Here is a 24,965-nt window from a genome sequence, read left to right as displayed (position 1 = left end):
GCGGACTCTCGACCGCCGCGCCACCACAGCCGCCCGCATGGTGGTGGTCCGACGCGACGCGTCGGACCACCACCGGCTGCTGGAGCTGATCCAGTACGACCGGCTTCGAACTTCCCCGGTGACCACCCGGCACGTCACGCGAATCTGACTCCGACGCCGCGTGACCGGCCCGGCCTGCTGTTCATGAACGGCATCTCGCGCATCAACGCCGCCACCGGCGACCAGGTCCTGATGGAATTCTGGCGGACGTTCGCCCACATCTCACGGCTGACCGAGCCCGCATGCGGTGTCCGGTGAGGACTCCGCCGCGAGGAGGGCGAGCAGCTTCTCGATGCGTTCCGTGCCCGGCTGGTGGCCGGTCAGGGCGTGCGACCGGGCCGCCAGTCGAGCGCTGCGCCGGGCGGCGGCCACGTCACCAGAGCGGTACTCGGCCGCGGCACGGGCGGCGAGCGCCCGGCCTTCAAGCAGCAGGTAGCCGCACTGCCGGGTGATGGACAGCGCCGCATGACACCAGGACGGTGCCGCGGGCTCGTCGATCTCGGCGAGGCTGACGGTGACATCGGCCTCGATGTAGCGGTCCGCGGTCGAGCGCGCGGTCCGCAGGGCATCCAACAGGGTGCCTGTTCCGCCCTCGACGATACCCATGACGTGGAGAGCGAGTGCTTCGACCCGGGGCTCGACCGGCGCGCGCGCCATGTCGAGCGCCTGCCGGGCGAGGCGGGCCGCCTGCTCATGGTCACCACGGTCGCAGTGGACCCGAGCCAGCGCACACAGGGTCGTGGCACGGCCCCGGCTGCCCGTCTGCTCATGGAGTTCCAGAGCCTCGGTCAGCGTCCGTAGCGCATCGTCGGACCGGCCGAGAAGGTGGTGGACGACGCCCAGGTTGCTCAGGATGAGCGCCCGGCTGGAGGTCGCCCCGCCCTGGTGCGCCAGGGTGAGCGCCGCGTGGTGATGGTCCGCGGCGTCACGGAGCCGCCCGAGGTCGGCGCAGACCAGTCCGAGATTGTTGTGGTTGACGGCGACGCCTGCGGTCCGGCCGTTGCGCCTGTTGAACTCCAGCGCCTGCTCCATGACCCGCAGGGCCTCACCCGGCTGACCGGTCATCCGGAACACCGGACCCAGGTTGCCCAGCGCGGCGGCCTCGCCGTCGTGCCATGCCGAGCGGCTCGCGCAGCGTAGCGCCAGCTGATAGTCGTCGATCGCCTCGGGGAAGCGTTCCAGCCGCCAGTGCAGGGCGGCGAGACTCAGCCGGGCCGCCGCCTCGGCCTGCTCGTGCCGGTCGGCCCGGGCCGCGGCAAGACCGATCCCTGCCACCTCGGACCATTGCGTGGTGTGCATTCCCAGCCACAGGTATCCGCGCAACGCGTCCGCCAGCGACCAGGCGAAGGCGTGCAGCCCCTGGTGTGCCGCGTGGCGGGTCACGGCGACGAGGTTGTGCCGGTGCGCGTCGAGCCAGGCGAGGGCGTCGACGTGGGCGGCGAACCGCATCGGTGGCCCAGCGGGCGCGGGTGGCTGCGTGGGCACGCGTAGCACCTGTGGATACAGCCGGTCGGCTGCGGCGTACACGCTGAACAGGTACCACGACAGCAGGTCGACGAGTGTCTCCCGGTTGTCCTCCACCGCCGCCAGCTCGGTGACGTACCGGCCGAGCAGGTCGTGCGTGCCGAAGTGACCAGGCGTCCGCTCCTGTGCCAGGTGCGCGTCGGCGATCCGGGAGAGCATGTCCGCCGCCTCGCCGGCTGTGCAGCGGAGCATCGCGGCGGCCGACTCCGCCGTCACGTCGCAGCCGGGCACCAGGCCGAACAGCCGGAAGAGCCGCTGGAGTCGCGGTGGCAGAGTCTGGTACGAAGCGGCGAACGCCGAACGCACCGCGACCTGTTCATCGTCACGGACGGTCAGCATGGTCAGCGGGTCGCCCGCCCGAAGTCGCGCCAGATACCCACTGATCGTCTCGCGTGGCCGGCCGTGCAGGTCCGCCGCGGCGATCCGCAGGGCCAGCGGCAGGTGCGCGCAGTCACGGGCCAGATCCGCGAGAACCTCCCGCTGCCCGGCGACCCGTTCCGCGCCGATGACGCGGGTCAACAGCTCGGTGGCCTCCTGTGACGCGAGCACGTCCAACGACAGTCGCTGCGCGTCGTGCCGGGCGGCCAGCCCACCGAGGCCGTTCCGGCTGGTCACGATCACCAGGCAGCCGGCGCCGCCGGGCAACAGGGGCCGTACGTGCGCGGTGTCGCGGGCGTTGTCGAGCAGGATCAGCACCCGCCGGTCGGCGAGCACGCTGCGGTAGAGATCCGTCGCCTCGTCGACGTCGTCCGGCACCCGGGTGGGCGGCACACCGAGCGCGCGAAGGCAGCGCGACAACGCGTCCAGTGGCGCTGTCGCCGTTCCGGGGGAGTAACCGCGCAGGTCCAGGAACAGCTGCCCGTCGTCGAAGAGTGGCCGTACCCGGTGGGCCCAGCGGATCGCCAGCGCCGTCTTGCCCACCCCGGCCGTCCCGACGATCGCGACGACCGCCAGGGCGCCGTTCTCCCGCGCCCGGCTCAGCATCGTGTCCATGGCGGTGAGTGCGTTTCCACGCCCGGTGAAGGTGGTCAGCCCGGGGGGCAGCTGTGCGGGACGCGGACCGGATCCGGTCTGTGGGACCGGCGGCGCGGGCCTGCCCGGCGGGAACTGTTGCCGCAGCACCCGCACGTGGGCCTCCGCGAGCCGCGGGCCCGGCTCGATGCCCAGCTCGTCGGCGAGGAGGCGACGGACCCGCTCGAACACCCGCAGCGCCTCGGCCTGGTGACCCGAAGCGGCCAGCGCCGTCATCAGCCGCGCGGCGAGTCCCTCGTGCCACGGGTTCGCGGTGACCAGCTCGCGTAACGGCGCCACCGCGGCGGCGTGCCTGCCGAGCGCGAACTCGGCGTCGGACAGGTCCTCGGACGCGGCGAGCCGCTTGTCGTGCAGGCCGGCGGCGGCCGCCGGTACGAACGCGGCGGACGCGCCGGCGAGTGCCGGCCCCCGCCATAACGCCAGCGCCTGTCGCAACAGGGTCGCGGCCCGCTCGTGTCGGCCGGAGTCGGCGTACCGGCGTGCGGTTTCCGTCAGCCCGGAGAAGACCACCACATCCAGGTCGTCGCCAGCCAACTCAAGGCGGTACCCGCCGGAATCCGAATGGATCGTCTCGGGTATACCGGCCGCCCGGGTCAGTTGTCGCAAGCGGGAGACGCAGACCTGGACCTGCGCCCGTGCGCGGGTGGGGAGAGCTCCGCCCCACAGCGCCTCGGCCAACTGTTCCGCCGACACCACCACGTTGGGATTGAGCAACAGATACGCCAGCACAGCGCGTTGTTGGGGTCGCCCCAGCGGCACTCGCTCGCCCCGCACCACGGCCTCGACCGGGCCGAGCAAGCGCCACGTCATCCAGCCCCCACATCGATGTATCGATCGTGATTCTAGGCGTTGCCACCAGGTCGGCTATCGGACGGCTAGCCGATGGCAAGCGGGGCCGCACAGCCTGATGGAGCCGGGCGGACGGCCCGGATTCCGAGATAAAGGAGCTTCAATGGGACGAAGAATCCGCGCGGTTCTCCTCGCGGTGACGGCGCTCAGCATGGTCGTCGCATCGTCCGGGGTCGCGCAGGCCGGCGCGTCGCCGCAACCGTCGCAGCCGTCACTGCGCGACGCACGGGCCGCCGCAGCGGCGTCGAACGGACTGGGCCCCGCCGCTAAGGGCGGGATCGGCACCGCCGCAGCGTGGTTCACCGGCACCGTCGCGGCCGGCGGCACCCAGGGCTGGACCTGGACCAACGCCCCGGCCGACGCCGCCTACGTGGTCGGCTACAACCCGGCCGGTGCCACCACCTCGGCCACCTGCCAGTTCGAGACGATCGGCAGCCGGTACGTCCAACTGTTCAGTGGGGAGCGGCAGTTCCAGTTCACCCTCAAGAACGTCGGCTCGATCGCCTGTGGTGCGACGGTGCAACTCGCGGCGGTGACCAGCACGTCCCTGGTGTCGACCGGCGGCGTCAACCCCGGTGGCACCCAGACGCACCTGTGGAACGTCCCCTGGAACACCATCTGGGTGGCCGGTCTCAACCCGAGCGGCGCCACGAGCTCAGCGGCCTGCCAGTTCCAGGTGACGCGCATCTGGACCGTGCAGCCGGGCAGTTCGCTCCGGCAGATCTGGGTGGAGGTCAAGAACGTGGGGACCGTCACCTGTCAGACCGACATCCGGCTCGGCTCCACCACCATCGGGTCGCAGTTCACCATCGGAACCGTGGGCGGCGGCGGCACCTGGTCCACGACCTGGAACAACGCGAATCCTGTCACCTCGGCCTACGTGATCGGCCCGTCGCCCCAGGGCAGCGCCCCCACCTACTGCCAGTTCGAGGTCACGCGCGTGGTCTACGTCCAGCGCATCAACAGTGACGGCTCCTCCCAGCGCCAGATCGCGATGTGGTTCAAGAACCTCAGCACGGTTTCGTGTGGAGGGCTCGCCTACCTGCAAACCATCGCGGCCTGATCCCGCACCCGCCCCGCGGTCATCGCGCGACGACCACCGTCGTCGCGCGGTGGCCGCGCCCCCTTTTCGCCACCTTTCCTTCCGCCGGTAGGACCTACCCGTCATTGACGGACAATGCAGACGAAGGTGGTGTGACCCTTGCCTCATTATCAATCGATCCCTATCGTTGGATGGAAAGCGCTTTCCCGTCCCCAGTGCTCATGCTCGAAGGGTGAAATCAGATGAGACGCAAAGTCGCCTCGCGGTGGCTGGCCGGCGGTGTCACCGTGGTCGCAGGTGCCGTCGTCGCACTGGCACTACAGATCCCCAGCGCCTCGGCCGCCACCAACCTGAGTCTCGGCGCCGGTGCCGACGGCTCCAGCAAGGCCAGCGGCACCAGCTACGGCAACGTCGTCGACGGCAACACCGGCACCTACTGGTCGCCGAGCGGCTCGACCGGCACGATCTCCGTCAAGTGGGGCAGCACCACCACGGTGTCCTCGGCCGTCATCGTGCAGGCCTCCGGTGGCGGGTCGATCAGCGGCTGGCAGCTCAGGAACAACGACACGAGCGCGGTCCTGGCCAGCGGCAGCAGCGCCCCGAGCACCATCACCTTCTCCTCGACGTCGCTGAAGAAGATCTCCTTCGTCATCACCAGCGCGTCCGGCACCCCGCGGATCGCCGAGTTCGAGACGTACTCCAGTGGCGGGTCGAACCCGACCACCGGTCCGACCTCCGGCCCCACCAGCGGTCCGACGTCCGGCCCGACCAGCAACCCGGGCACGCCGACCGGCGCGTGGCCGTCGTCGGCCGGCTCGGTCAGCATCTCCGGCACGGTCAACGTCTCCGGCACCTTCGACGGCGGCATGAAGACCTACTGCTGCATCGGCGACGGCGGGCAGAGCGAGTCGCAGGACCCGATGTTCAAGATCGCCAACGGGGGCACGCTGCAGAACGTCATCCTCGGTTCGCCCGCCGGTGACGGCGTGCACTGCGAAGGCACCTGCACCCTGCGCAACGTGTGGTGGAACGACATCGGTGAGGACGCCGCCACCTTCAAGCAGACCAACGGCGGCACCTCGTACGTCATCGGTGGCGGCGCGCGCAGCGGCAGCGACAAGACCTTCCAGCACAACGGCAACGGCACGGTCAACATCTCCGGCTTCTACCTGCGGGGGTCCGGCAAGCTGTACCGCGGCTGCGGCAACTGCACCACCTCGTACACCCGGCACGTGCGTATCGACAACGTCCTGGTCGACGACATCGACATGCTCGCCGGCATCAACAGCAACTGGAACGACACCGCGACGATCACCCGCGTGGTCGTGATCGGCTCGGCCACCATCTGCGGCAAGTACAAGGGTGTGCCCAAGGGCAGCGAACCCAGCTACCTCGGTGAGGGCTGGAACGACGCCAACTGCAAGGTCAACAGGAGTGACGTCATCTTCCGGTAGTCACTCCGGACGCGTCGCGTCCCAGCGGGGCACCCGCCATCGGGCGGGTGCCCCGCTGCGCCGCACCGGGCGGGATGCGACCCCTGCGGCGTCCGCGACCACCCGGCAGGAACGCACGAGGGGACCCGGACGCCGCCGGTGTCACGTCAGCAGCGGTAGCGCCCGCTGGCGGACGTCGACGTAGCGCTCGTACACCTCGGGGGTGTCGGCGGCGGTGACCTCCTCGACCTCCACCGGCCACGGCGGCGGTTCGGGGTCTCCGGACAGCGCCCAGGCCGCCTGCCGCGCCGCGCCGAGCGCCACGTACTCGGCGGGGCGCGGCACGCTCACCGGCGCGCCGAACAACGCCGGCGCGACCGCCCGCACCGCCCCCGACCGGGCCGCGCCGCCGATCAGCAGCACCCGGTCGACCGGGACGTCCTGGGCGCGCAGCGCGTGCAGGGCGTCGGCGATGCCGCCGAGCATGCCCTCCACCGCGGCCCGCGCCAGGTTCGCCGCCGACGCGTTCGCCCGGGTCAGGCCGGCGAGCAGACCGCGTGCGTCGGGCAGATCGGGGGTGCGTTCCCCGTCCAGGTACGGCAGCAGCGTCAACCCGCCCGCGCCGGGCTGCGCCGAGAGTGCCAGCTCGTCCAGCTCGGCCAGTGACCGGCCGAGCAGGTCGGCGACCGCGACGAGCACCCGGGCCGCATTGAGCGTGCACACCAGCGGCAGGAACCGGCCGGTCGCGTCGGCGTACCCGGCCACCAGGCCGCTCGCGTCGGCGGTCGGCACGTCACTGAGGCCGTACACGCACCCCGAGGTGCCCAGCGAGACCACCACGTCGCCCGGTCGCAGGCCGACGCCGAGCGCCCCGCCCATCGTGTCACCGGTGCCGGCCGACAGCAGCGCGCCGGAGGCGGTCTCCCCGACCACCTCGGCCGGCCCGGCGACCCGGGGGAGTGCCACGTCCCGACCGAAGGCGAGCCGCACCAGATCCTGCCGGTACACGCCGGCGGCCGGTGACCAGTAGCCGGTGCCGGACGCCTCGCCCCGGTCGGTCGTCGGCTCACCGCCGTCCGCGCGCAGCCGGTGGGTGAGCCAGTCGTGCGGCAGCAGCACCGTGCTCGTGCGGTCCGCGAGTTCGGGCTCGGCACGGGAGAACCAGCGCAGCTTGGTGACGGTGAAGCTGGCCACCGGCACCAGCCCGACGGCGTCGGCCCACGCCGTCGGGCCGCCGAACTCGGCGGTCAGGTCGGCGGCGGCGCGCGCCGAGCGGGTGTCGTTCCAGAGGATGGCGGGCCGCAGCACCTCGCCGGCCTCGTCGAGGCAGATCATGCCCTGCTGCTGTCCGGCGACGCCGATCGCGGCCACACCGTCCAGCAGACCGGCGCTGGCCTGCTCGTACGCGGCCCACCACGCCCGCGGATCGACCTCGGTGCCGTCGGGGTGCGGGGCGCGGCCCGCGCGGAGCACCTCGCCGGTCTTGGCGTCGCAGACCACGACCTTGGTCGACTGGGTCGACGAGTCGACCCCGGCGACGAGAGTCCTCGCGCCACCCATGGCGGTGCCTCCGTAGCTCGGCGGGACCCGACCCTACGTCCTGCACCCGGATTAGTTCAATGGATTGACGGAATTGCCGTCGCGGTAGCGGCCCCGACCGTGCAGCGCCAGCGCCGACCTCGATCACCGTTCTGCCGTACGGGTTCCCTGCCGCTGTGGGCCGTATCGTTCGACGAGCACGGTGCCGATCGCGGCCAGGTGGCCCAGCACCCCCGTAGGGCCGGTCACCTCCAGGTAGTCGACCAATCCGGCAAGCTCACCGGCAAGTTTGTGCTCGTCGTTACCGCGGATCACGACCTCGACGCGGCCGTCGATCGTGGCACCTCCCACCTCGAGGCGGGTGCCGAACCCCATCCGGAGCACGCCTATCCCGTGGGGCGCGCACGTCGCGTGCGCCTCGACGGGCATTCGCCTGCGTTCGACCTCGTCGGCGATCTCGCGCCAGCTCCAGGCCAGGTCGAAGTCCTCCGGCCGGTGCACGGGATCGACGGTCGGGTCGACGGACGACACCCGGTCGATCCGGAAGGTCCGCCGGCCGGCCTCGGTGCCGGCGACGAGATACCACGCCGGGCCCTTGGCGACGATGCCCAGCGGGTGGACCGTTCGCCCGGTAGCGGCACCGTCACGGTCGACGTAGCCGAGCCGGACCTGGACGCCGCGGATCACCGGGTCCTGGAGTTCGTCGAGGAACCGCGGCGGTCGGGGCTCGACCTGGCTCGCCCCCCAGCCTCGCGGGTCCGTGACGAGCGCCGCCGCCGCCGCTTCGGCCTGCTCCCGGAACGGCTCCGGCAGGGCACGGACGAGCTTGCGCAGCGCCGCTTTCGCGGCGGGCGTGACGGACGAGGCCGGGCCGGCGACCAGGAACAGGGCGCGGGCCTCACCCGCGGTCAACCCGGACAGGTCGGTACGGGCGCCGCCCACGAGACGCCAGCCGCCGCCCCGGCCCTGCACGGAGTACACCGGCACGCCGGCCATGCCCAGGGCGTCGAGGTCGCGGCGGGCGGTGCGTTCGGAGACCTCCAACTCCCGGGCGACCTCCGCCGCGGTCACCCGGCCGCGCTGTTGCAGCAGCAGGAGCAGGGCCATCAACCGGTCGGCTCGCACCCGGACGACACTGCCACGGAAACCGGTCAGGAGGTGACCGGTATCGGTCCGCAGGATGTCCGCATGACAATCGACTTTCCCGAGCCCACCCGTATTCCGGTCAACGGCGTGCACCTCGAAGTCTTCGAAGCCGGCCGGCAGAACGTGGGCAATCCCGTCGTGCTCTGCCACGGCTGGCCGGAGCACGCGTACTCCTGGCGCTACCAGGTGCCGGCGCTCGCTGCGGCGGGCTACCACGTCATCGTCCCGAACCAGCGGGGTTACGGCACCTCGTCCCGGCCCACCGACGTGACGGAGTACGACATCGCACACCTGTCGGGCGACCTCGTCGCCCTCCTCGACCACTACGGCTACGCCGATGCCACCTTCGTCGGCCACGACTGGGGCGCATTCGTCGTCTGGGGCCTGACCCTGCTGCACCCGGACCGGGTCAACGGCGTGGTGGCGCTGAGCGTGCCCTACCAGGAGCGCGGCGAAACGCCCTGGATCGAGGCCATGGCGGCCGCGCTCGGCGACGACTTCTACTTCGTGCACTTCAACCGGCGGCCGGGCGTCGCGGACGCCGTGTTCGAGCAGGACACGTTCCGGTTTCTGCGGAACCTGTACCGCAGGAACGTGCCCCTCGCAGCGCCTCAGCCGGGCAATGCGCTGATCAACCTCGCCAGGGCGCAAACCCCGCCAGGGGAGCCCGTCATGAGTGACAGCGACCTGGCCGTATTCGTCTCCGCCTTCGAGTCGGCAGGGTTCACGGGCGGGATCAACTGGTACCGGAACCTGGACCGCAACTGGCGTCTGCTGGCCGACGTGGACCCGATCATCCGACAGCCCGCCCTCATGATCTACGGCGACCGCGACCCGGTCGCGAAGGCGGAAAGGCTGACGGAGTTCGTGCCGAACGTGGAGGTGGTCAGTCTGGACTGCGGTCACTGGATCCAGCAGGAGAAGCCGCAGGAAACGACCGAGGTGATTCTGAGGTGGCTGGACCAGCGCAGCAGCACGCCTTAGGCGGTGCCGCTGCCGGGCGCCACCTCGCGTTGTTCAGCTGCCCGTCAGCGCGTTGCGTAGATGTCGTACGGCGTAGTAGGCGCGCGATTTGACGGTGCCGGCAGGAATGTCGAGCAGGGTGGCCACCTCGTCGACGGAGAGCCCTTTGACGTACAGCTGCAGCAGGACCGACCGATGTGCATCGCCGAGTTCGCCGATGGCGCGTCGCAGGGTGAGCGCGGCGATCGCCGAATCTGCCGTGGCGTGGGCCGACGGGGGCAGGTCCGACTCGGCGAGGTCGACCTCGACAGGCCGCCGCTGTCGTTTGCGGTACGCGTCGACTGCGAGGTGTCGGGCGACTGTGAACAGCCAGCGCCGTTGCGGCTCCCCGCCTGCGGGGAGCCGATCCCGGCTGCGCCAGGCCCTCAGCATCGTCTCCTGTAGCAGATCCTCGGCGGTGCAGGGGGAGGCCGGTGGCGTCAGCCGCCGGAGGTAGTGCAACAGCGCGCCGCCGTTGTCGCGGTGGAGTTCCCGCATGCGGGCGTCGACGGCGGTGGCTGTCGGCATCATGTTTCCCCTCGTTGTCCAGCGCGGTGCCGAGAGCGTAGGGGGCCGCCGGTAAATTCCTACTCTATTGCCAGTTAATTAGCGCGTACTCAGTCGTTCGGAAGCTCTGCCGAATGGGCCGAAAGGGCGTCACGTAGCCCAGCCCGTGCCGAGACGCCGAGCTTCGGGAAAATTCGGTAAAGGTGGGCGCCGACCGTGCGGTGCGAAATGTAGAGGCGCTCGGCGATCTGTTTGTTGGTCAGGCCGCTGGCGGCCAGGCCGGCGATTTCGAGCTCCTGGCCGGTGAGGCCCGCGGCCGGTTGCTCGGCGACGGCGGGCTGATAGCCGGTGGCCCGCAGCTCCGCGGTGGCGCGGACCAGCCACGGGTCGGCGCCCATCGCGGCGAAGCCGCTGCGTGCGGCGAGCAGGTGGGTGCGGGCGGCCGAGAGGTTCCGTCGGCGGCGCAGCTTCTCGGCGAAGGCGAGCCGGATCCGCGACGCCTCGAACAGCCAGCGCTCGGAGGCCGGGTCCTCCAGGGTCTGTTCGAGCCGTGTGCCGGCGGCGTCGCTGTCGAGCACGAGCGCGTCGACGCCGTGCTGAAGCAGTCTCATGCGGGAGGACAGGGCGGCCACGTCCGCCTCCCGCATGGCGTCGGCGTGCGCCCGGGCCTCGGCCGTACGTCCGGTGCGCAACGCGGCTTCGACCAGGTCGAACATCAACCACGTGCAGTTCGGCACGTTCGCGGCGAGGACGCCGGCGGGACTGGACGCGGCAGCGTGCCGGAAGGCCGACTCGAAATCGCCCGTCGCGGCGGCGGCCAGCGCACGCGGGTGGTGGGCGATGGCCGCCGCTCCGGCGACTCCGCGCGGCAGCGCCCAGTGGGTGATCTCGTCGGCCAGCTCGTACGCTTCATCGGACCGGCCGCGGCCGGCCGCGACGATCGCGCGGGTGTAGAGGAAGTACCACCTCAGGAAGGTGAGGCCGCTGTCGCCGCAGACCTGCTGCGCTTCGACGGCCAGGGCTTCGGACTCGTCCCACCGGCCGGTGAGGAAGCCGTCCAGGCAGAGATGCATCATCGCGGACAACTGCCGCCGCGGCGCCCCTCCCTCCCGCCCCTGCCGCACGAGTCGCCACGAGTACTCGCGGTTCTCGCCCAGCCGGTCGAGATAGATCGAGGCGGTGCCGATCCGCATGACCCGGGTCAGGTCCGCCTCCTCGGGCAACGTGGTGATCAGCGCCTTCAGGTCGGGCAGCGCCGGGGCACCGGTGCGTACCGGATCGGGGAAGGTCCTGCTCATCACCGACAGGAGGTCGCCGGGGCCCGGCCGGAGCATGCCCAGGAGCCGGTGGAAGGTGACCCAATGACCGGGACTGCCGGCGTACCAGGACAGCAACAGCAGCGTGTGCATGGCCTCGTCGAGTGCGGGGTCGTCCGCGCGCCAGCCGTGCGCGCCCGTCTCGATCGCACCGGCGAGAAGGCGGTGGGCGGTGTGCACGTCACCGTCACCATTGATCATCAAGAGGGCCGCGGCGCCGGCCGCGTGCAGGGTGCCGGCCGCGTCGACGCTCATCTCCCGGGACCGGGCGAGCAGGGTGGTGGCGTCCCCCGAGCCGCCGGCCTCCGCGCCGATGTACGCCGCCTCCGCGAGCCGTCGTGCGGCATCCTCCCGGGTGCCGCTGAGGTTCGCCGCGCGCATCAGGGCAGCGATGGCGGCCAGGGCGTCACCCCGTTGCAGGACTCGGTGGGAGGCACGCTCAAGTTCCGCCGCGACCGCCTCGTCCGGCCCGGCGGTGGCCGCGGCGAGATGCCAGCTCCGACGTTCCAGATCGCCCGGCAGGGCCTCGGCGATGCCCAGGTGCGCCCGGCGGCGCTCCTCGTGCGTGGACATCGCGACGATCGTCGACTGGATGAGGGGGTGCCGGAAGGTGAGGCGACCGGTCGTGTCGTCGACCCGTACCAGTTGGGCTCGTTCGGCCGGTGCCAGCGCGGTGAGGTCGGTCATGCCGCGCAGGGTGCGCACGTCGCCGCTGCCTTCGAACGTGGCGAGCAGCAGCAGCAGGCGGGTGGGGTCGGGCAGGCCGGCGATGCGGTGGGCGAAGCTGGCCTGCAACCGGTCGCTGAGGGGCACCACGTCCGAGACGTTCGCGGGACACGGGGGACCGGCCAGGGTGGCCGGCAGTTCGACCAGGGCCAGGGGGTTGCCCTGGGCGAGGTCGAGCAGGCGTTGCCGGGCGCGCGCAGTCATGGTGGGGAAGCGGACATCGACCAGTCGGGCCGACGCCTCGGTGCTCAGGGGCTCGACGGTGACCCCGGTGAGGCCGCGATGGTCGAGGAAGCTCTCGGTGCCGGTTCTCCGGGCGGCGATGACCCCGACGGGTGATCTCGGAACCCGTCGGGCGATGAAGCCGAGCACCACCGCGCTGGCCCGGTCGGCCCACTGCACGTCATCCACGATCAGCAGCACGGGCGCCTTCCTGGCCACGGTGGTGAGCAGGGACAGGGCGGCGTTGCAGACCAGCAGTGCCGCGGGTGCCGGGCCGGGGCCGAAGCCGAGCGCCACGGTGAGCGCGTCGCGCAGCGCCGGAGGCAGCCGCTGTGTCTCGCCGTACAGCGGCAGTAACAGTTGGTTGAGCAACGAGTAACTGACGTCCGCCTCGAACTCGGAACCGGACCCGCGCAACACCCGGAAATCGGCGGCCTCGGCCATGTCCGCCGCGGCGGCGAGCAGCGCCGACTTGCCGACACCGGGTTCGCCACGGACCATCCGCACGTTCCCGTCATGCCGCACTGACTCCAGGAAACGACCGATACGCGCCAGTTCCACGTCGCGTCCGACCAGCAGTTCGCGGGATGCCGTCACACCTGGCACTACGCGTTCGGACCGCGTGGGTTCAGTGGCCCCCGCCGGACGGACTCTAAGCTGGGAGCCGTGATCGTCGACCGCTCGCCATGCTGACGGCGCCCGGCACACCGGGCGAGGGCCCGCCGGTACGCTTCGCCGTGCTGGGCCCGGTGCGGGTGTGGCGTGACGGCGAGGAACTCGATCCGGGCCCGCGCCAGCAGCGGCTGATCCTGGCGCTGCTGCTGGCGCGGGCGGGCCGGCCGGTCGGCATCGCGGATTTCGTCACGCTGTTGTGGGACGAGCGGCCGCCCCGCAGCGCCGTGAACATCGTGCACCTGCACCTGGGCAGCCTCCGGCGACTGTTCGAACCCGGCCTGCGGCCCCGCGCGTCCGGCCGGTGGCTGGTGGGCGACCCGGCCGGATACCGCATGATGGTCGACGCGGACGGGCTGGACCTGCTGCGGTTCCGCGACCTGGTACGACGGGCGCGTACGCTCGACGACCCCGCCGAGGCGTTGGGGGTCTACGTCCGGGCGCTGGAACTGTCGCGCGGGCCGTGCGCCGGCGCACCGGATCTGATCAGCCGTCCGGTCCCCGATTTCGAGGCGGTGGACAACGAGTACGCCGACCTGGTGGGCGAGGCCACCGATCTGGCACTGCGCGCCGCAGCGGCACGTGTGGTGCTGCCCATGCTGCGGCGCGTCGCCACGCAGCGTCCGCTGGACGAGGCCGTGCAGGCGAGACTGCTGCTGGCATTGTCCGCGACCGGGCAACAGGCCGAGGCGGTAGCCCGGTACCAGGAACTCCGCGGCCGGCTCTCCGGTGACCTCGGGATCGATCCGGGCCGGGAGCTCCAGGAGGCCTACGGGCAGGTGCTGCGACGCGGCGCTCCGGGCAGCGCCGGGCCGCCGGCGGATCCGCTACGCGACGAAGCCCCGACGGCGGGCGGCCCCCTCGTCGTTGCGGCCCAGCTCCCGCCCGACCTGCCGCACTTCGCCGGCCGGGAGGAGAGCCTGCGTCGGGCAGGTGCGCTCATCCACGGCCGCGCCACGGCCGGCGCGCTGCGGATCGTGGTCATCGAGGGCATCCCCGGTGTCGGAAAGACCACCCTGGCGACCCACCTCGCCTACCGGGTGGCCGACGAGTTCCCCGACGGCCAGCTCTATGCCGACCTCAGGGGCCTGGACCCGGACGCCGCGTTGGCGCCGGGAGAGGTGCTGCAGGCGTTTCTGCACGCGCTGGGCGTTCGTGGCCCGGACATCCCGGTGAACGACCTGGCCCGGTCCGGGCTCTACCGCAGTGTCCTGGCGGAGCGCCGGGTGCTCATCGTTCTGGACAACGCCCGCGACGCCGAACAGGTCCGGCCGCTGCTCCCAGGTGCCCCGGGAAGCCTCGTGCTGGTCACGAGCCGGTACCGCCTGGCCGGTCTCGCCGCGACGCACGGGGCTGACGTGTTCACACTCGACGTTCTGCCGAACGACGAGGCACGTGACCTGCTGGTCTCACGCCTCGGGCCGGTACGTGCCCCGGCGGACCGGCAGGCGTTGGACGACATCGTCAGCCTGTGTGGAGGCCTTCCGCTGGCCCTCGCCGTGGTGGCGGCCCGGACCCTGGCCCGCCCCGGCGGTGGGCTGCCGGCCGTGGCCCGTGAGCTGCACGACACCCGGGGCAGCCTCGACGGGTTCGGCGTCGACGATCCGGACACCGACCTGCGCGCCATCTTCTCCTGGTCCTACCGTGGGCTCACTGCTTCGGCGGCCCGCCTCTTCCGGCTGCTGGCACTGCATCCGGGACCGGACGTCACGCTCCCGGCCGCGGCGAGCCTGGGCGGCCTGCCCGCGCGCACCGCCCGCAGCGTGTTCGGCGAGCTGGTGCGCAGCAGACTGGTCACGGAACGCCAGCCCGGTCGCTACGGTTCCCACGACCTGATCGCCGCGTACGCGCGGGAGCTGTTGCTCGACACCGACACCGCCGCGGAGCGGGACGCGGCCGTGGACCGGTTGCTCGGGTACTACCGGCAGGCCGCCTACGCGGCCAATCGTCACATCAACCCCGAGATCGACGCGGATCCGCCCGCGATCCACGACGGGGTCGTCGTCGAGAGCCCGGACACCGACAGGGCGGCCGCCGACTGGTTCGCCGCCGAACGCGAGGTGCTCAAGGCCGTCATGCGTCAGGCGAACGACAGCGGCCGGGTGTACGACGCCTGGCAGCTGGAGCTCACGGTACAGGGGTACTACCAGCGGGCCGGCTGGTGGCAGGAGTGGGCGACCGTCGTAGGTGAGTGCCTGGACGCCGCCGTCGACGCCGGCGACTCGGCCGGAGCGGCGGAGATGCTGCGCAGTCTGGCCGGTGCCCGTTTCTACCTCGGCGACAGCACGTCCGCACTGGCTCTGCTCGAACGTGCCCTCGTGATCTTCACCGAGCTGGGCAACGCGTCCCGGGAAGCGCTGACGCTGCGCAACATCGGCGAGGTGAGCTTCGCGGTCGGCGATTACGACCGCTCTGTCGCCTGCCATCACCGGGCGCTGCGCATCGCGGAGTCGCTCGGGGAGCAGATGACGCAACTGGATGTGCTCTGCCGACTCGCCGACACCCAGTACGAACTGGGCGAGCGTACGTCGAGTTTCGAGACCATCGGGCGGGCTCTCGCCATGAGCGAGCAGCTCGACCACGATGGCCGGCGCAGCGAATGCCATCTCCGGCGGGCCAACCTGTATCTCCGCGAGCGACGGTACGCCGAGTCGCTGGCGGACTGGACCGCAGCCGACGAGCTGGCCACCGCCATCAACCATCGCGTGCGCATGGTCCGGGCGAAGCTGGGCCTGGGGGACACCGCCTATGCGATGGGCGACCGGTCCGCCGCACGGACGGCCTGGCTGGCGGCTCTCGCCGTGGGCAACGACGCGGACCCGGACCAGGAGGCGGGGATCCGGCGTCGCCTGGCGAAGCTGGGCCACCGCGCCGACGACGCACGGGCGTAGCAGGGCGGGCGGCTGCCGGCCCATCTGTCGAATGACCTAACCGGGACGTCCGCCGGCACCGATCGTCCGTGCTCCGTGGCGGTGGCCGGTACCGACCCCGGCAACCAGGGCGATCCGGACATCTAGGGCAAAATTCTGTCCCGAGCGGGGTGGCCGACCGTGCCTGACCGCAGGCGAATGACTGATTCGGTGCGCCGTGCGGGAGGCGACTCTGGGTTCACCGGCGGCCCGCCGTCAGATCGCACCGAACATCGGAAAGCAGCGCTCACATGAAACCCACAATTGTCCTGGTCCATGGGGCCTTCGCGGAGTCCGCCAGCTGGAACGGCGTCATCCGCCGGCTTCAGGCCGCCGGTCACCGCACCGTCGCGGCCGGAAATCCGCTGCGCGGTCCGACCGCGGACGCCGCCGCCGTGTCCAGCCTGCTCGGCACGACAGCGGGTCCGATCGTGCTGGTCGGTCACTCGTACGGCGGTTTCGTCGTCTCCGGTGCCGCCGTCGGCAACGACAACGTCAAGGCCCTCGTCTACGTCGCCGCCCTGGCTCCGGACCGGGGTGAGACCGTGCCGGACCTGACCGGCGGGTTCCCCGGTGCCACCCTCAGCCCCCACCTCTACGAGGTGCCGCTGGCCGACGGCACCGCCGACCTCTACGTCCGGCCGGACTGCTACCACGAGTTCTTCGCCGCCGACCTGCCCTTCGACCAGGCCGATCTTGCCGTGGCGACCCAGCGGCCGTTGAACAGCAACGCCCTCGCCGAGGCGTCCGGCGAGCCGGCCTGGAAGACGGTCCCGTCCTGGTTCGTCTTTCCGGAGCAGGACCTGACCATCCCGCGGGGAACGTTCCGCTTCATGGCCGGGCGTGCCAACGCGCGCGAGTCGGTCGAGGTGGCCGGCGCGTCCCACGCCCTGCCGGCGTCGCAGCCGCAGGCGGTTGCCGACGTCATCCTCCGCGCCGCGGCCGCGGTCTGACGCTGCGCCGGCAGGCCCGTCGTCGACCGGCCTCCACCAACTCCTGACGGATGACCCGAGTCGGTCGGGCCGTCCCGGAATCGAAAGGACGATCCCATGAACCTCCCCTTCCCCCGGATGTCGAGGCCGCTGGTCGGCGGGGCAGCCGTCGTCGCGGGTGTCCTGACCGCCGCACTCGTCGCCGGATCCGCGCACGCGGTGCCGGGACAACGCCCGTGGGCCAAGCCCACGGTGGTGCTGGTGCACGGCGCGTTCGCCGACTCGTCGAGCTGGAACGCCGTGGTCAGGGACCTCAAACGGGACGGCTATCCGGTGGTCGCCGCGGCGAACCCGTTGCGGGGGCTGCACTCGGATGCCGAGTACGTGCGCAGCGTGCTGGACAGCGTCCAGGGGCCGGTCGTGCTGGCCGGTCACTCCTACGGCGGTTCGGTGATCAGCGAGGCCGCCGACGGGGACCGGGACGTCAGGGCGCTCGTCTACATCGCCAGCTTCGCCCCGGACCGGGGGGAGAGCACCTCGGGGCTGGCCGCGAAGTATCCGGGCGGGCAGCTGGGTCCGGCGTTGGTGAGCGTGCCGGTGACCATTGCGGGCGCCGGGGCGGGCACGGACCTCTACATCGAGCAGGACCAGTTCCGCCGGGTGTTCGCCGCTGACGTGCCGCGGCAGGTGACCGACCTGATGGCGGCCACCCAGCGGCCGATCACGAGCGCGGCGCTCGACGAGCCGGCCACGAGGACCGCGTGGAGGTCGATCCGCTCGTGGTTCCTGGTGACCCGGCAGGACCTGGCGATCCCGGCCGAGTCGATGCGGTTCATGGCCAGGCGGGCCAAGTCCCGCACCGTCGAGATCGACGCCTCGCACGCCGTGACGGTCTCCGAGCCGGAGGCGGTGGCGGATCTCATCGACGAGGCCGCCCGCGCCACCACCCGTTGACCGGCCCCGTCAGCCGCCCCGGCATGCCGGCTTCCTCGGCCGCCGTTCAGGCCGGGGCGGCATCAACAGACTCACGACAGTTCCCGGTGGACGCAGGAGGGTGGGGATCGTGTCCGTCAACCATGACGACGAGACGCCGCTGTGGTTCGGTGTGCTCGGGCCCGTACGGATCTGGCGTCGGGGCGTACCGGTGGATCTCGGGCCCCGCCAGCAACGGCTGATCCTCGGTCTGCTGCTGGTCAACGCCGGACAGCCCGTCGGGGTCGGCGAGATCCTCGAGGTGGTGTGGGGCCGGCAGCCACCGCAGAGCGCCGTGAACGTCGTGCACCGGTACGTGGGTGCGCTACGACGTCTGTTCGAGCCCGGCCTTGCGGCGAGATCCGCCGGACGGTGGCTGCGGGGCGACGCCGGCGGATACCGGATGCAGGTCCACCCCGACGACCTGGACCTGTTGAGACTACGCGCGCTGGCCGCACGGGCCCGGTCGGCCGAGGGCGCCGGCCGGTTCGCGGAGGCCGCGTCGGCCTACGAGGACGCCCTCGGCCTGTGGCGGGGCCCGTGCGGCGGGGCCGCGCAGCTCGGCGCGAACGACCACCTGGCGTTCGGCGCCGTGGACCACGAGTGCGCCGACCTGGCCCGCGAGGCCACCGCACTGGCGTTGCGCCTGGAGCGGGCCCGATCCGTCCTGCCCGTGCTGCGGCGCGTGGCGGAGCACCGCCCGTGGGACGAGGCACTACAGTCCCAGCTGCTGCTCGCGTTGTCCGCCGATGGCCAGCAGGCCGAGGCCATCGCGTTGTTCCACAGCGTCCGTCACCGGCTCGCCGACGAACTGGGGGTGGACCCGGGCAGGGAGCTCCGCGAGGCCTACCAGCAGGTGCTGCGGCGGGACCCGGCAGGATCCGTGGCGACCGGAAGCGCCGAGTCCCCGTCGCCGGATCCGCACCCGGGCCGGCTGCACCTCGCCGGGTTGCCGTACCGCACCGAGGTGCTGCCCGCCCAGTTGCCGGCCAGCCCTGCGTACTTCACCGGGCGGGACGAGGCGCTGCGACGTGCCTGCCGCCTGGTCGACGAGCACCTGACGACGCGGGTGTCGATGCCGGTGCTCGCCATCGACGGGATGCCTGGCATCGGCAAGACGTCCCTCGTCATCCAGCTGGCCCACCGGGTGGCCGGCGCGTACCCCGACGGGCAGCTCTACGTCGATCTCCAGGGCTTCGACCCCGACCAGTCCCCGCTGCACCCCACCGACGTCCTACAGGGCTTCCTCAACGCCCTCGGCGTCGCTGACGCCGAGCTGCCGGCCGGTGGGCATGCCCGGTCCGGCCTGTACCGCAGTCTGCTGGCCGGTCGCCGCGTCCTGGTCGTACTGGACAACGCCCACAGCGTCGAGCAGGTCCGGCACCTGCTGCCGGGTGCACCCGGCTGCCTGGTGCTGGTCACCAGTCGTCGGCGTCTGTCCGGGCTGGCGACGGCACACGGCGCCCACCTGATGACGCTCGGCGTGCTGCCGCACCAGGACGCGCGACGCTTCCTGACCGCCCGGATCGGCGCGGCGCGGACCGCTGCGGATCCGGCGGCCCTCGACGAGGTCACCGAGCGTTGCGGTGGGCTTCCCCTGGCACTGGCCGTGGTCGCGGGTCGGGCCCTGTCCGCTGCGGGGCACTCGCTGACCGCTGTCGCCGGTGAACTGCGCGACGCCCGGGGCACGCTGGACGGCTTCGCCGATGCGGGCCGCGACCTCCGGGCGACCTTCGCGTGGTCGTACCGGATGCTCGGTGATCGCGCGGCCCGCCTGTTCCGGCTGGCGTCACGTCATCCCGGGTCGGACCTCACGGTCCTCGCGATGGCCGGCCTCGCCGGTGTGGCCGTGGCCGAGGCGCGGCTGCTCTGCGACGAACTGGTCGGGACCGGGCTGATCGCCGAACACGCGCCGGGCCGCTTCACCATGCACGCCCTGGTGCGGGCCTACGCCCGGGAGTTGGTCCACCTCAACGAGGACGCCGAGGCCAGGAAAGCGGCGCTGCGCCGGGTCAGCGCGACGGCTGGCGGCTCGACCGCGCGACGGGGGCGCGGGCGTGCCTGCGGGCGGTCGGCACCCCCGGGTCCGCGCCGGCATGGGCGGCCGTATCCGGCCGAACAGAGCTGATCACCGAGCCTGCACGCGCTGCACGTCACCGACGGTGGCCGTCGGGGTACCGAGGACTCCGCCCGGGAACGACCGGCGCGGCAACGAAAGGAAGAATGCCATGAGCACCACCGATCGAGAGATCCGCAACGTCGTACTCGTGCACGGCGCGTTCGCCGATGGTTCGGGCTGGCGCGGCGTGTACGACAACCTGACATCCCGGGGATACCGGGTCACCATCGTCCAGAACCCGCTCACCTCGCTCGAGGACGATGTCGCGGCGACCGTGCGGGTGCTCGACCGACAGGACGGTCCGACGATTCTCGTCGGTCACTCCTGGGGCGGCACGGTCATCACCGAGGCGGGAGTGCACCCGAACGTCGCCGGGCTGGTCTACGTGTCGGCACTGGTGCCCGACGCCGGCGAGACCTCCGCCCAGCAGTACGAGGGTTTCGCCCCGACTCCGGAATTCGTCATCGACGTCGTGCAGGGATACGGCTACCTCAACCCCGACACGTTCAGGGCCGGGTTCGCCGCAGATGCCAGCGACGCCGACGCCGCGTTCCTGCGCGACTCGCAGGTGCCCGTCAACATGGCGGTGTTCTCGGCGGTGGTGACCAACGCCGCCTGGCGTGACAAGCCGAGCTGGGCCGTCATCGCCACCGAGGACAAGGCGTTCGACCAGGCGATGCTGCAGCACATGGCCAAGCGGATCAACGCGGAGGTCACCAACGTGTCGGCCAGTCACGCACTGTTCGCGACCCAGCCCGGTGTCGTCTCCGACGTGATCGTCACCGCCACACGCAGCGCCGCCACCGGCGTTCGCTGACCCCCGAGCACCACTGATCCGGGGCCGGCTCACCCCGGTGGGCCGGCCCGAGCCCTGCGGAGGATGACCACATGTCCACCCTGTTCCAGGTGGCTCTCTGGATCGAACTGCTCGCCGCAGGGCTGGGCGGTCTTCAGGGCGCGCTGTTCGCGGCGGGAGAGCGACGGCGCCGCATCGACGTGTTCGGCGTCGTCGTCATCGGACTCGCCGTGTCGCTCGGGGGGAGCCTGCTTCGCGACATGCTGCTCAATCAACCGCCCGTCGTGGTCTGGCGGAACTGGTACCTGCCGGTGGCCGGCGCCTCGGCGGTCCTGGGCATGCTGCTGCAACCGGTGATCGTCCGGGTGGCCTGGCTGATCACCGGGTTGGACGCGGTGGTGATGGGAGTGTTCGGCGCGATCGCGGCCTCGAAGGCGTTGTCGGTCGGCGTCGGCGGAGCCGGGGCGCTGGTCGTGGGGGTCATCGGAGCCATCGGCGGCGGCATCCTGCGCGACGTGATCCTGGGACTGCCGATCTCCATTCTGCAGGTCGGCACCCTCTACGCCGTCGCCGCCGGGGCCGGCACCGGGACGCTCGTCCTGCTGACCGCATCCGGCACGCCGACCCTGATCGCGGGGCTCGCCTGCGTCGTCGTGACGACGTCCGTGCGGCTGTCCGCCGTTCGCTTCGGCTGGACCTTCCCCGAACAGCGTGCGGTAGGCCACCGACGCCCGAACACCGGTCCCGACGGCGTCGGTCGCAGCAGACAGCGGCACCGCAGTCACCGCGCACGACGGTCGGCCAACCGGTCGGGCGCGTCCTTCGGCGGTAGCGTGGATGGGTGAGTGAGTCTGGGCGGTTGAGCGACCGTGAACGCCGTGCGTGGTTCGGGTTCCTGACGATGCAGGAGGACGTCCGGCGTCACCTGAATCGCCAGTTGCTCCGGGACGCGGATATCTCGGTGGCGGACTTCGCCGTGCTGAGCGTCCTGCGCATGTCCCCGGACGGTCCGATGCGGGTCTTCGAGCTGCGGGAGGCTCTCCGGTGGGAGAAGACCCGGGTGATCCACCAGACGTCGCGCATGATTCGACGGGGGCTGCTGGAACGTCAGACCTGCGTCGAGGATCGACGTGGCACACGCATCGCCCTGACCGATGAGGGGCGTGCGGTGATCGACAAGGCGACGCCCCTGCATCTGCGGTACGTGCGTCAGATATTTCTCGACCTGCTCAGCCCTCGACAGCTCGACACCCTCGCCGTGGTCTCCGAAACCGTGCTGGACAACCTCGAGAGCGACGCCTTCGAGGACTGATCAACCGCAGGCCAGGTAGGTGATAAGTCACCCGGACTTGGCGGTGGCGCCGGCGGGAATGCTGCAGTAATAGTGGTGTTATGCCCCTTTTGATCCGATAATTGGTCGGCTCCTGGGCCCTTAAAGGTGATGTGTCACCAGACACAAGGCGATGACGTGTCATCTAAAAGTGGCTACGGTCGGTCGAGGCAAGTCGCCCGTATCCCGCCGGGGCCGCCAAGGTCCCGCAACCGAGGAGAAGACCACAGCCATGTCCGACGTCGTCACACTCGCCCTGATCTACTACTCGTCGACCGGCACCGGCACCGAGATCGCCAACACGATGGCGGACGCGGCGCAGGCCGCCGGGGCGCAGGTGCGGGTCCGCAAGGTCGCCGAGCTCGCGCCGCAGGCCGCGATCGAGGCGAATCCTGTCTGGGCCGCCCACCACGCGGCCACTGCCGACGTGCCCACCCCGACCCCCGACGACCTCACCTGGGCCGACGCGGTCATCTTCGGCTCACCCACCCGCTTCGGCAACATCGCGGCCCAGTTGAAGCAGTTCTTCGACACCCTGTCGCCGGTGTGGCAGGCCGGTGGGCTGGCCGACAAGGTCTACAGCGGCTTCACCTCGACCGGCACCCGGCACGGCGGGCACGAGTCGACCCTGCTCGCCATGTACAACAGCATCCACCACTTCGGCGGGATCATCGTGCCGCCCGGATACACCGACGCGGTCAAGTTCGTCGACGGCAACCCCTACGGCACGTCGCACCACGCCGCGTTCGGCCCCGACCTCGGCTCGATCGACGACGCCACCCGCAACTCCGCCCGCCACCAGGCCGAACGGGTCGTCCGGATCGCGCGGGCCCTGAAGTCCGGGCGTGCCGCCTGACCGTTCGGCCGCCACCGGCACCCGACCGCGTCGAGCGGCCGGGAACTACAGAAAGGGCCGTCACGGTACGGCAGAGAGGAGCCACCATGGCACGGTTGGCGGGAAAGACGGCGGTGGTCACGGGCGGCGCGATGGGCATGGGTGCCGCCACCGTTCGGCGGTTCGTGACCGAGGGCGCGAACGTGGTCGTCGCCGATGTGAACCTCGCGGCGGCGCAGGCTCTCGCCGTCGAACTCGGGCAGCGGGCCGTCGCCGAGGAACTCGACGTCCGGTCGGCGGACCAGTGGGCCGCCCTGGTCGTACGGACGGAGGCGCGCTTCGGCTCACTGGACATCCTGGTCAACAACGCGGGCATCGCCGATCCAGCTCCGCTGGAGCAGTGGGACGCCGCGCGGTTGCAGCGCACGCTGGACGTGAACCTGATCGGCGTCTTCAACGGCATCCAGGCTGCGGTCCCGGCGATGAAGCGCGCCGGTGGCGGATCGATCGTCAACATCGGCTCCGTCGGCGCCCTACAGGGTGTGCCGAGAATGTCCGGTTACGTGGTGTCCAAGTGGGGCGTGCGCGGCCTGACCCGGACCGCCGCGCTGGAGTTGGGCGTCCACGGGATCCGCGTGAACGCCGTCCACCCCGGCCAGATCCGGACGCCGATGACCGACGGCGTCGTCTTCGACACGGCCAACGTCGCGCTCGGCCGGGTCGGTGAGCCGGACGACATCGCGCGAATCGTCCTGTTCTTCGCCAGCGACGACTCGACGTTCGTCACGGGCAGCGAAGTGGCCGGCGACGGTGGGCAGATCGCCGGACCGGCCGACTACCAGGGTCTGCCGCGATAGCGGACCCGCCACCCACGACGGCGGCCATCGGACAGTCACCGGGCGCACGGGGACCGACAGGTGCTACCCGCGCGGAACGGGCCAGCATCGTCGATGCCGTTCCACAAGCAGATCAGTAGGAATAAACACGTCCTATGTAGCTTTTCGGGGGAGCCGCCGACGACCGGCGGGATTCCACGCCCGGAATACCACCGGGCGGCGAATCGTCGAAGAGGAAAGAGCGAAACAATGAGGACAATGCACCGTCTCGTGCGCGCGGTCGTCGGCTCTGCCGTAGCGCTGGTCATGGCCGCCGGCGGAGCCGCGGTCAGCAGCGGTCCGGCGTCGGCCAGCATTCCGACGGACCAGCTGAGGCAGGTCTACTTCATCATGGAATACGGCCCCGGCGACAATCAGATGATCAGGTACTCCAGTTTTCTCGCGGCGGTACGGAATGCCGTGTCGGACTGGGCCGACAGTCGGGGCGGACTGGTGACCCAGACGAACCGGGCCCTGCTGCGGGTCACGCTCGAGTACGCGGCGCAGGACGTCGATCTGTGGATCGACCCGCAGAACCTCTACGTCCTGGGCTTCTCCACCCAGCGGGGCACCACCTACGCGTTCTCCGATCAGGCGGGCACCCTGCGGGACAGGTTCAGCCGGACGACCAACAGTAGCTGGTACGGAGTCGACACCAACGTGCAGACGCTCTACTTCACCAGCAACTACGGCAGCATCGAGGGAGCTGCCAACCGCAGCCGGACGGCGATGCTCGCCAATTTCCAGGACGTCGCCGGCTCGATCGGATCGCTGGCCCGCATGGAGAACCCCACCGCCAACCCCGGTGGCCGGCAGCAGGAGGCGGCCAGGTCGTTGCAAACCCTGATCGGGTTCGTCTCGGAGGGTGCCCGCTTCAACGACATCGAGGGCATCTTCCGGCAGGGGATGCGGAGCTACAACAATGCTCCCATCACCCTTCGGCATGCTGAGCTGGAGAATCAGTGGAGTGCGATTTCCAGCGCCATTCTGGGATGGAGTTACGGCGCGACCAACACCTACACCGTGCGGCTCGGCGGCAACTCCACCCACGTCATCTCCACGATCGCCCAGGCGCGGCAGTACGTACGGGTGGCCCAGTACTGACCTGCCGCCTCGCACGACCCGGCAAACAGCGAGCGGAGAACCGG

Annotated in this window: 18 protein-coding genes; 13 read left to right on the top strand and 5 right to left on the bottom strand. The window is 71.2% G+C overall.

From position 1 onward, the window contains the following. Positions 1–261: 261 nt before the first annotated feature. Positions 262–3,405 (bottom strand): AfsR/SARP family transcriptional regulator, encoded by a 3,144-nt coding sequence (locus JQX11_RS12290; protein ID WP_204925108.1) that lies wholly within the window; start codon positions 3,403–3,405, stop codon positions 262–264. Positions 3,406–3,547: 142 nt separating this feature from the next. Here JQX11_RS12290 and JQX11_RS12285 point away from each other — a divergent pair, with 142 nt between their 5' ends. Beyond that, complete coding sequence (locus JQX11_RS12285) at positions 3,548–4,507, top strand: hypothetical protein (protein ID WP_204925107.1); 960 nt, start codon at positions 3,548–3,550, stop codon at positions 4,505–4,507. Between the two features lie 221 nt (positions 4,508–4,728). Further along, positions 4,729–5,940: a pectate lyase gene (locus JQX11_RS12280; protein WP_204925106.1), complete on the top strand. Its 1,212-nt coding sequence runs from the start codon at positions 4,729–4,731 to the stop codon at positions 5,938–5,940. Between the two features lie 141 nt (positions 5,941–6,081). Here JQX11_RS12280 and xylB read toward each other — a convergent pair whose 3' ends face one another. Further along, complete coding sequence (gene xylB / locus JQX11_RS12275; protein ID WP_204925105.1) at positions 6,082–7,479, bottom strand: xylulokinase; 1,398 nt, start codon at positions 7,477–7,479, stop codon at positions 6,082–6,084. Positions 7,480–7,602: 123 nt separating this feature from the next. Continuing rightward, the gene (locus JQX11_RS12270; protein ID WP_204925104.1) at positions 7,603–8,583 is read right to left on the bottom strand and encodes a helix-turn-helix transcriptional regulator; all 981 of its coding nucleotides are present in this window, start codon (positions 8,581–8,583) and stop codon (positions 7,603–7,605) included. Positions 8,584–8,646: 63 nt separating this feature from the next. Between JQX11_RS12270 and JQX11_RS12265 the strand changes: the two genes are divergently transcribed. Then, complete coding sequence (locus JQX11_RS12265) at positions 8,647–9,588, top strand: alpha/beta fold hydrolase (protein ID WP_204925103.1); 942 nt, start codon at positions 8,647–8,649, stop codon at positions 9,586–9,588. Positions 9,589–9,621: 33 nt separating this feature from the next. Here JQX11_RS12265 and JQX11_RS12260 read toward each other — a convergent pair whose 3' ends face one another. Next, on the bottom strand, positions 9,622–10,137 hold the full coding sequence (locus JQX11_RS12260; RefSeq protein WP_204925102.1) for a sigma-70 family RNA polymerase sigma factor: 516 nt from the start codon (positions 10,135–10,137) through the stop codon (positions 9,622–9,624). 86 nt (positions 10,138–10,223) lie between these two features. Beyond that, positions 10,224–13,085 (bottom strand): ATP-binding protein, encoded by a 2,862-nt coding sequence (locus JQX11_RS12255; protein WP_204925101.1) that lies wholly within the window; start codon positions 13,083–13,085, stop codon positions 10,224–10,226. On the opposite strand from JQX11_RS12255, the gene JQX11_RS12250 reads away from it, so the two are divergent. From JQX11_RS12250 to JQX11_RS12205, 10 genes are all read left to right on the top strand, one after another. Next, entirely contained in the window at positions 13,064–15,940 is a 2,877-nt protein-coding gene (locus JQX11_RS12250) for an AfsR/SARP family transcriptional regulator (protein ID WP_204925100.1), read from the top strand. The two genes, JQX11_RS12255 and JQX11_RS12250, sit on opposite strands and share 22 nt — an antisense overlap. A gap of 269 nt (positions 15,941–16,209) precedes the next feature. After that, entirely contained in the window at positions 16,210–16,911 is a 702-nt protein-coding gene (locus JQX11_RS12245; protein ID WP_204925099.1) for an alpha/beta fold hydrolase, read from the top strand. 96 nt (positions 16,912–17,007) lie between these two features. Further along, complete coding sequence (locus JQX11_RS12240) at positions 17,008–17,844, top strand: alpha/beta fold hydrolase (RefSeq protein WP_204925098.1); 837 nt, start codon at positions 17,008–17,010, stop codon at positions 17,842–17,844. Positions 17,845–17,953: 109 nt separating this feature from the next. Beyond that, on the top strand, positions 17,954–19,990 hold the full coding sequence (locus tag JQX11_RS12235; protein ID WP_204925097.1) for an AfsR/SARP family transcriptional regulator: 2,037 nt from the start codon (positions 17,954–17,956) through the stop codon (positions 19,988–19,990). A gap of 34 nt (positions 19,991–20,024) precedes the next feature. After that, complete coding sequence (locus tag JQX11_RS12230; RefSeq protein ID WP_307826157.1) at positions 20,025–20,798, top strand: alpha/beta fold hydrolase; 774 nt, start codon at positions 20,025–20,027, stop codon at positions 20,796–20,798. Between the two features lie 71 nt (positions 20,799–20,869). Further along, a complete protein-coding gene (locus JQX11_RS12225; RefSeq protein WP_204925096.1) occupies positions 20,870–21,622 on the top strand; it encodes a trimeric intracellular cation channel family protein in 753 nt (250 codons plus the stop codon). Beyond that, positions 21,619–22,089 carry a MarR family winged helix-turn-helix transcriptional regulator gene (locus JQX11_RS32325; RefSeq protein ID WP_204925095.1) on the top strand — a complete coding sequence of 157 codons (471 nt, stop codon included), beginning with the start codon at positions 21,619–21,621 and terminating at the stop codon, positions 22,087–22,089. The genes JQX11_RS12225 and JQX11_RS32325 overlap by 4 nt, the downstream gene beginning before the upstream one ends. Before the next feature lie 250 nt (positions 22,090–22,339). Continuing rightward, on the top strand, positions 22,340–22,963 hold the full coding sequence (gene wrbA / locus JQX11_RS12215; RefSeq protein ID WP_204925094.1) for an NAD(P)H:quinone oxidoreductase: 624 nt from the start codon (positions 22,340–22,342) through the stop codon (positions 22,961–22,963). Between the two features lie 86 nt (positions 22,964–23,049). Further along, positions 23,050–23,799: an SDR family NAD(P)-dependent oxidoreductase gene (locus JQX11_RS12210; protein ID WP_204925093.1), complete on the top strand. Its 750-nt coding sequence runs from the start codon at positions 23,050–23,052 to the stop codon at positions 23,797–23,799. Positions 23,800–24,036: 237 nt separating this feature from the next. After that, positions 24,037–24,921 (top strand): ribosome-inactivating family protein, encoded by an 885-nt coding sequence (locus JQX11_RS12205; protein ID WP_204925092.1) that lies wholly within the window; start codon positions 24,037–24,039, stop codon positions 24,919–24,921. Positions 24,922–24,965: the final 44 nt, after the last annotated feature.

This window comes from Micromonospora humida (assembly GCF_016901255.1).
Lineage (GTDB): Bacteria > Actinomycetota > Actinomycetes > Mycobacteriales > Micromonosporaceae > Micromonospora > Micromonospora wenchangensis.
The sequence above is the reverse complement of the archived record's forward strand: the minus strand, read 5'-3'. Positions and strand labels throughout refer to the sequence as shown.

Bases quoted from the DNA above. Each gene is read 5' to 3' on its own strand.
- JQX11_RS12250 (WP_204925100.1), top strand. From the start codon at position 13,064: ATGCTGACGGCGCCCGGCACACCGGGCGAGGGCCCGCCGGTACGCTTC.
- JQX11_RS12280 (WP_204925106.1), top strand. From the start codon at position 4,729: ATGAGACGCAAAGTCGCCTCGCGGTGGCTGGCCGGCGGTGTCACCGTG.
- JQX11_RS12285 (WP_204925107.1), top strand. From the start codon at position 3,548: ATGGGACGAAGAATCCGCGCGGTTCTCCTCGCGGTGACGGCGCTCAGC.
- JQX11_RS12240 (WP_204925098.1), top strand. From the start codon at position 17,008: ATGAACCTCCCCTTCCCCCGGATGTCGAGGCCGCTGGTCGGCGGGGCA.
- JQX11_RS12290 (WP_204925108.1), bottom strand. From the start codon at position 3,405: ATGACGTGGCGCTTGCTCGGCCCGGTCGAGGCCGTGGTGCGGGGCGAG.
- JQX11_RS12265 (WP_204925103.1), top strand. From the start codon at position 8,647: ATGACAATCGACTTTCCCGAGCCCACCCGTATTCCGGTCAACGGCGTG.
- JQX11_RS12260 (WP_204925102.1), bottom strand. From the start codon at position 10,137: ATGATGCCGACAGCCACCGCCGTCGACGCCCGCATGCGGGAACTCCAC.
- JQX11_RS12205 (WP_204925092.1), top strand. From the start codon at position 24,037: ATGCACCGTCTCGTGCGCGCGGTCGTCGGCTCTGCCGTAGCGCTGGTC.
- xylB (WP_204925105.1), bottom strand. From the start codon at position 7,479: ATGGGTGGCGCGAGGACTCTCGTCGCCGGGGTCGACTCGTCGACCCAG.
- wrbA (WP_204925094.1), top strand. From the start codon at position 22,340: ATGTCCGACGTCGTCACACTCGCCCTGATCTACTACTCGTCGACCGGC.
- JQX11_RS12245 (WP_204925099.1), top strand. From the start codon at position 16,210: ATGAAACCCACAATTGTCCTGGTCCATGGGGCCTTCGCGGAGTCCGCC.
- JQX11_RS12225 (WP_204925096.1), top strand. From the start codon at position 20,870: ATGTCCACCCTGTTCCAGGTGGCTCTCTGGATCGAACTGCTCGCCGCA.
- JQX11_RS12210 (WP_204925093.1), top strand. From the start codon at position 23,050: ATGGCACGGTTGGCGGGAAAGACGGCGGTGGTCACGGGCGGCGCGATG.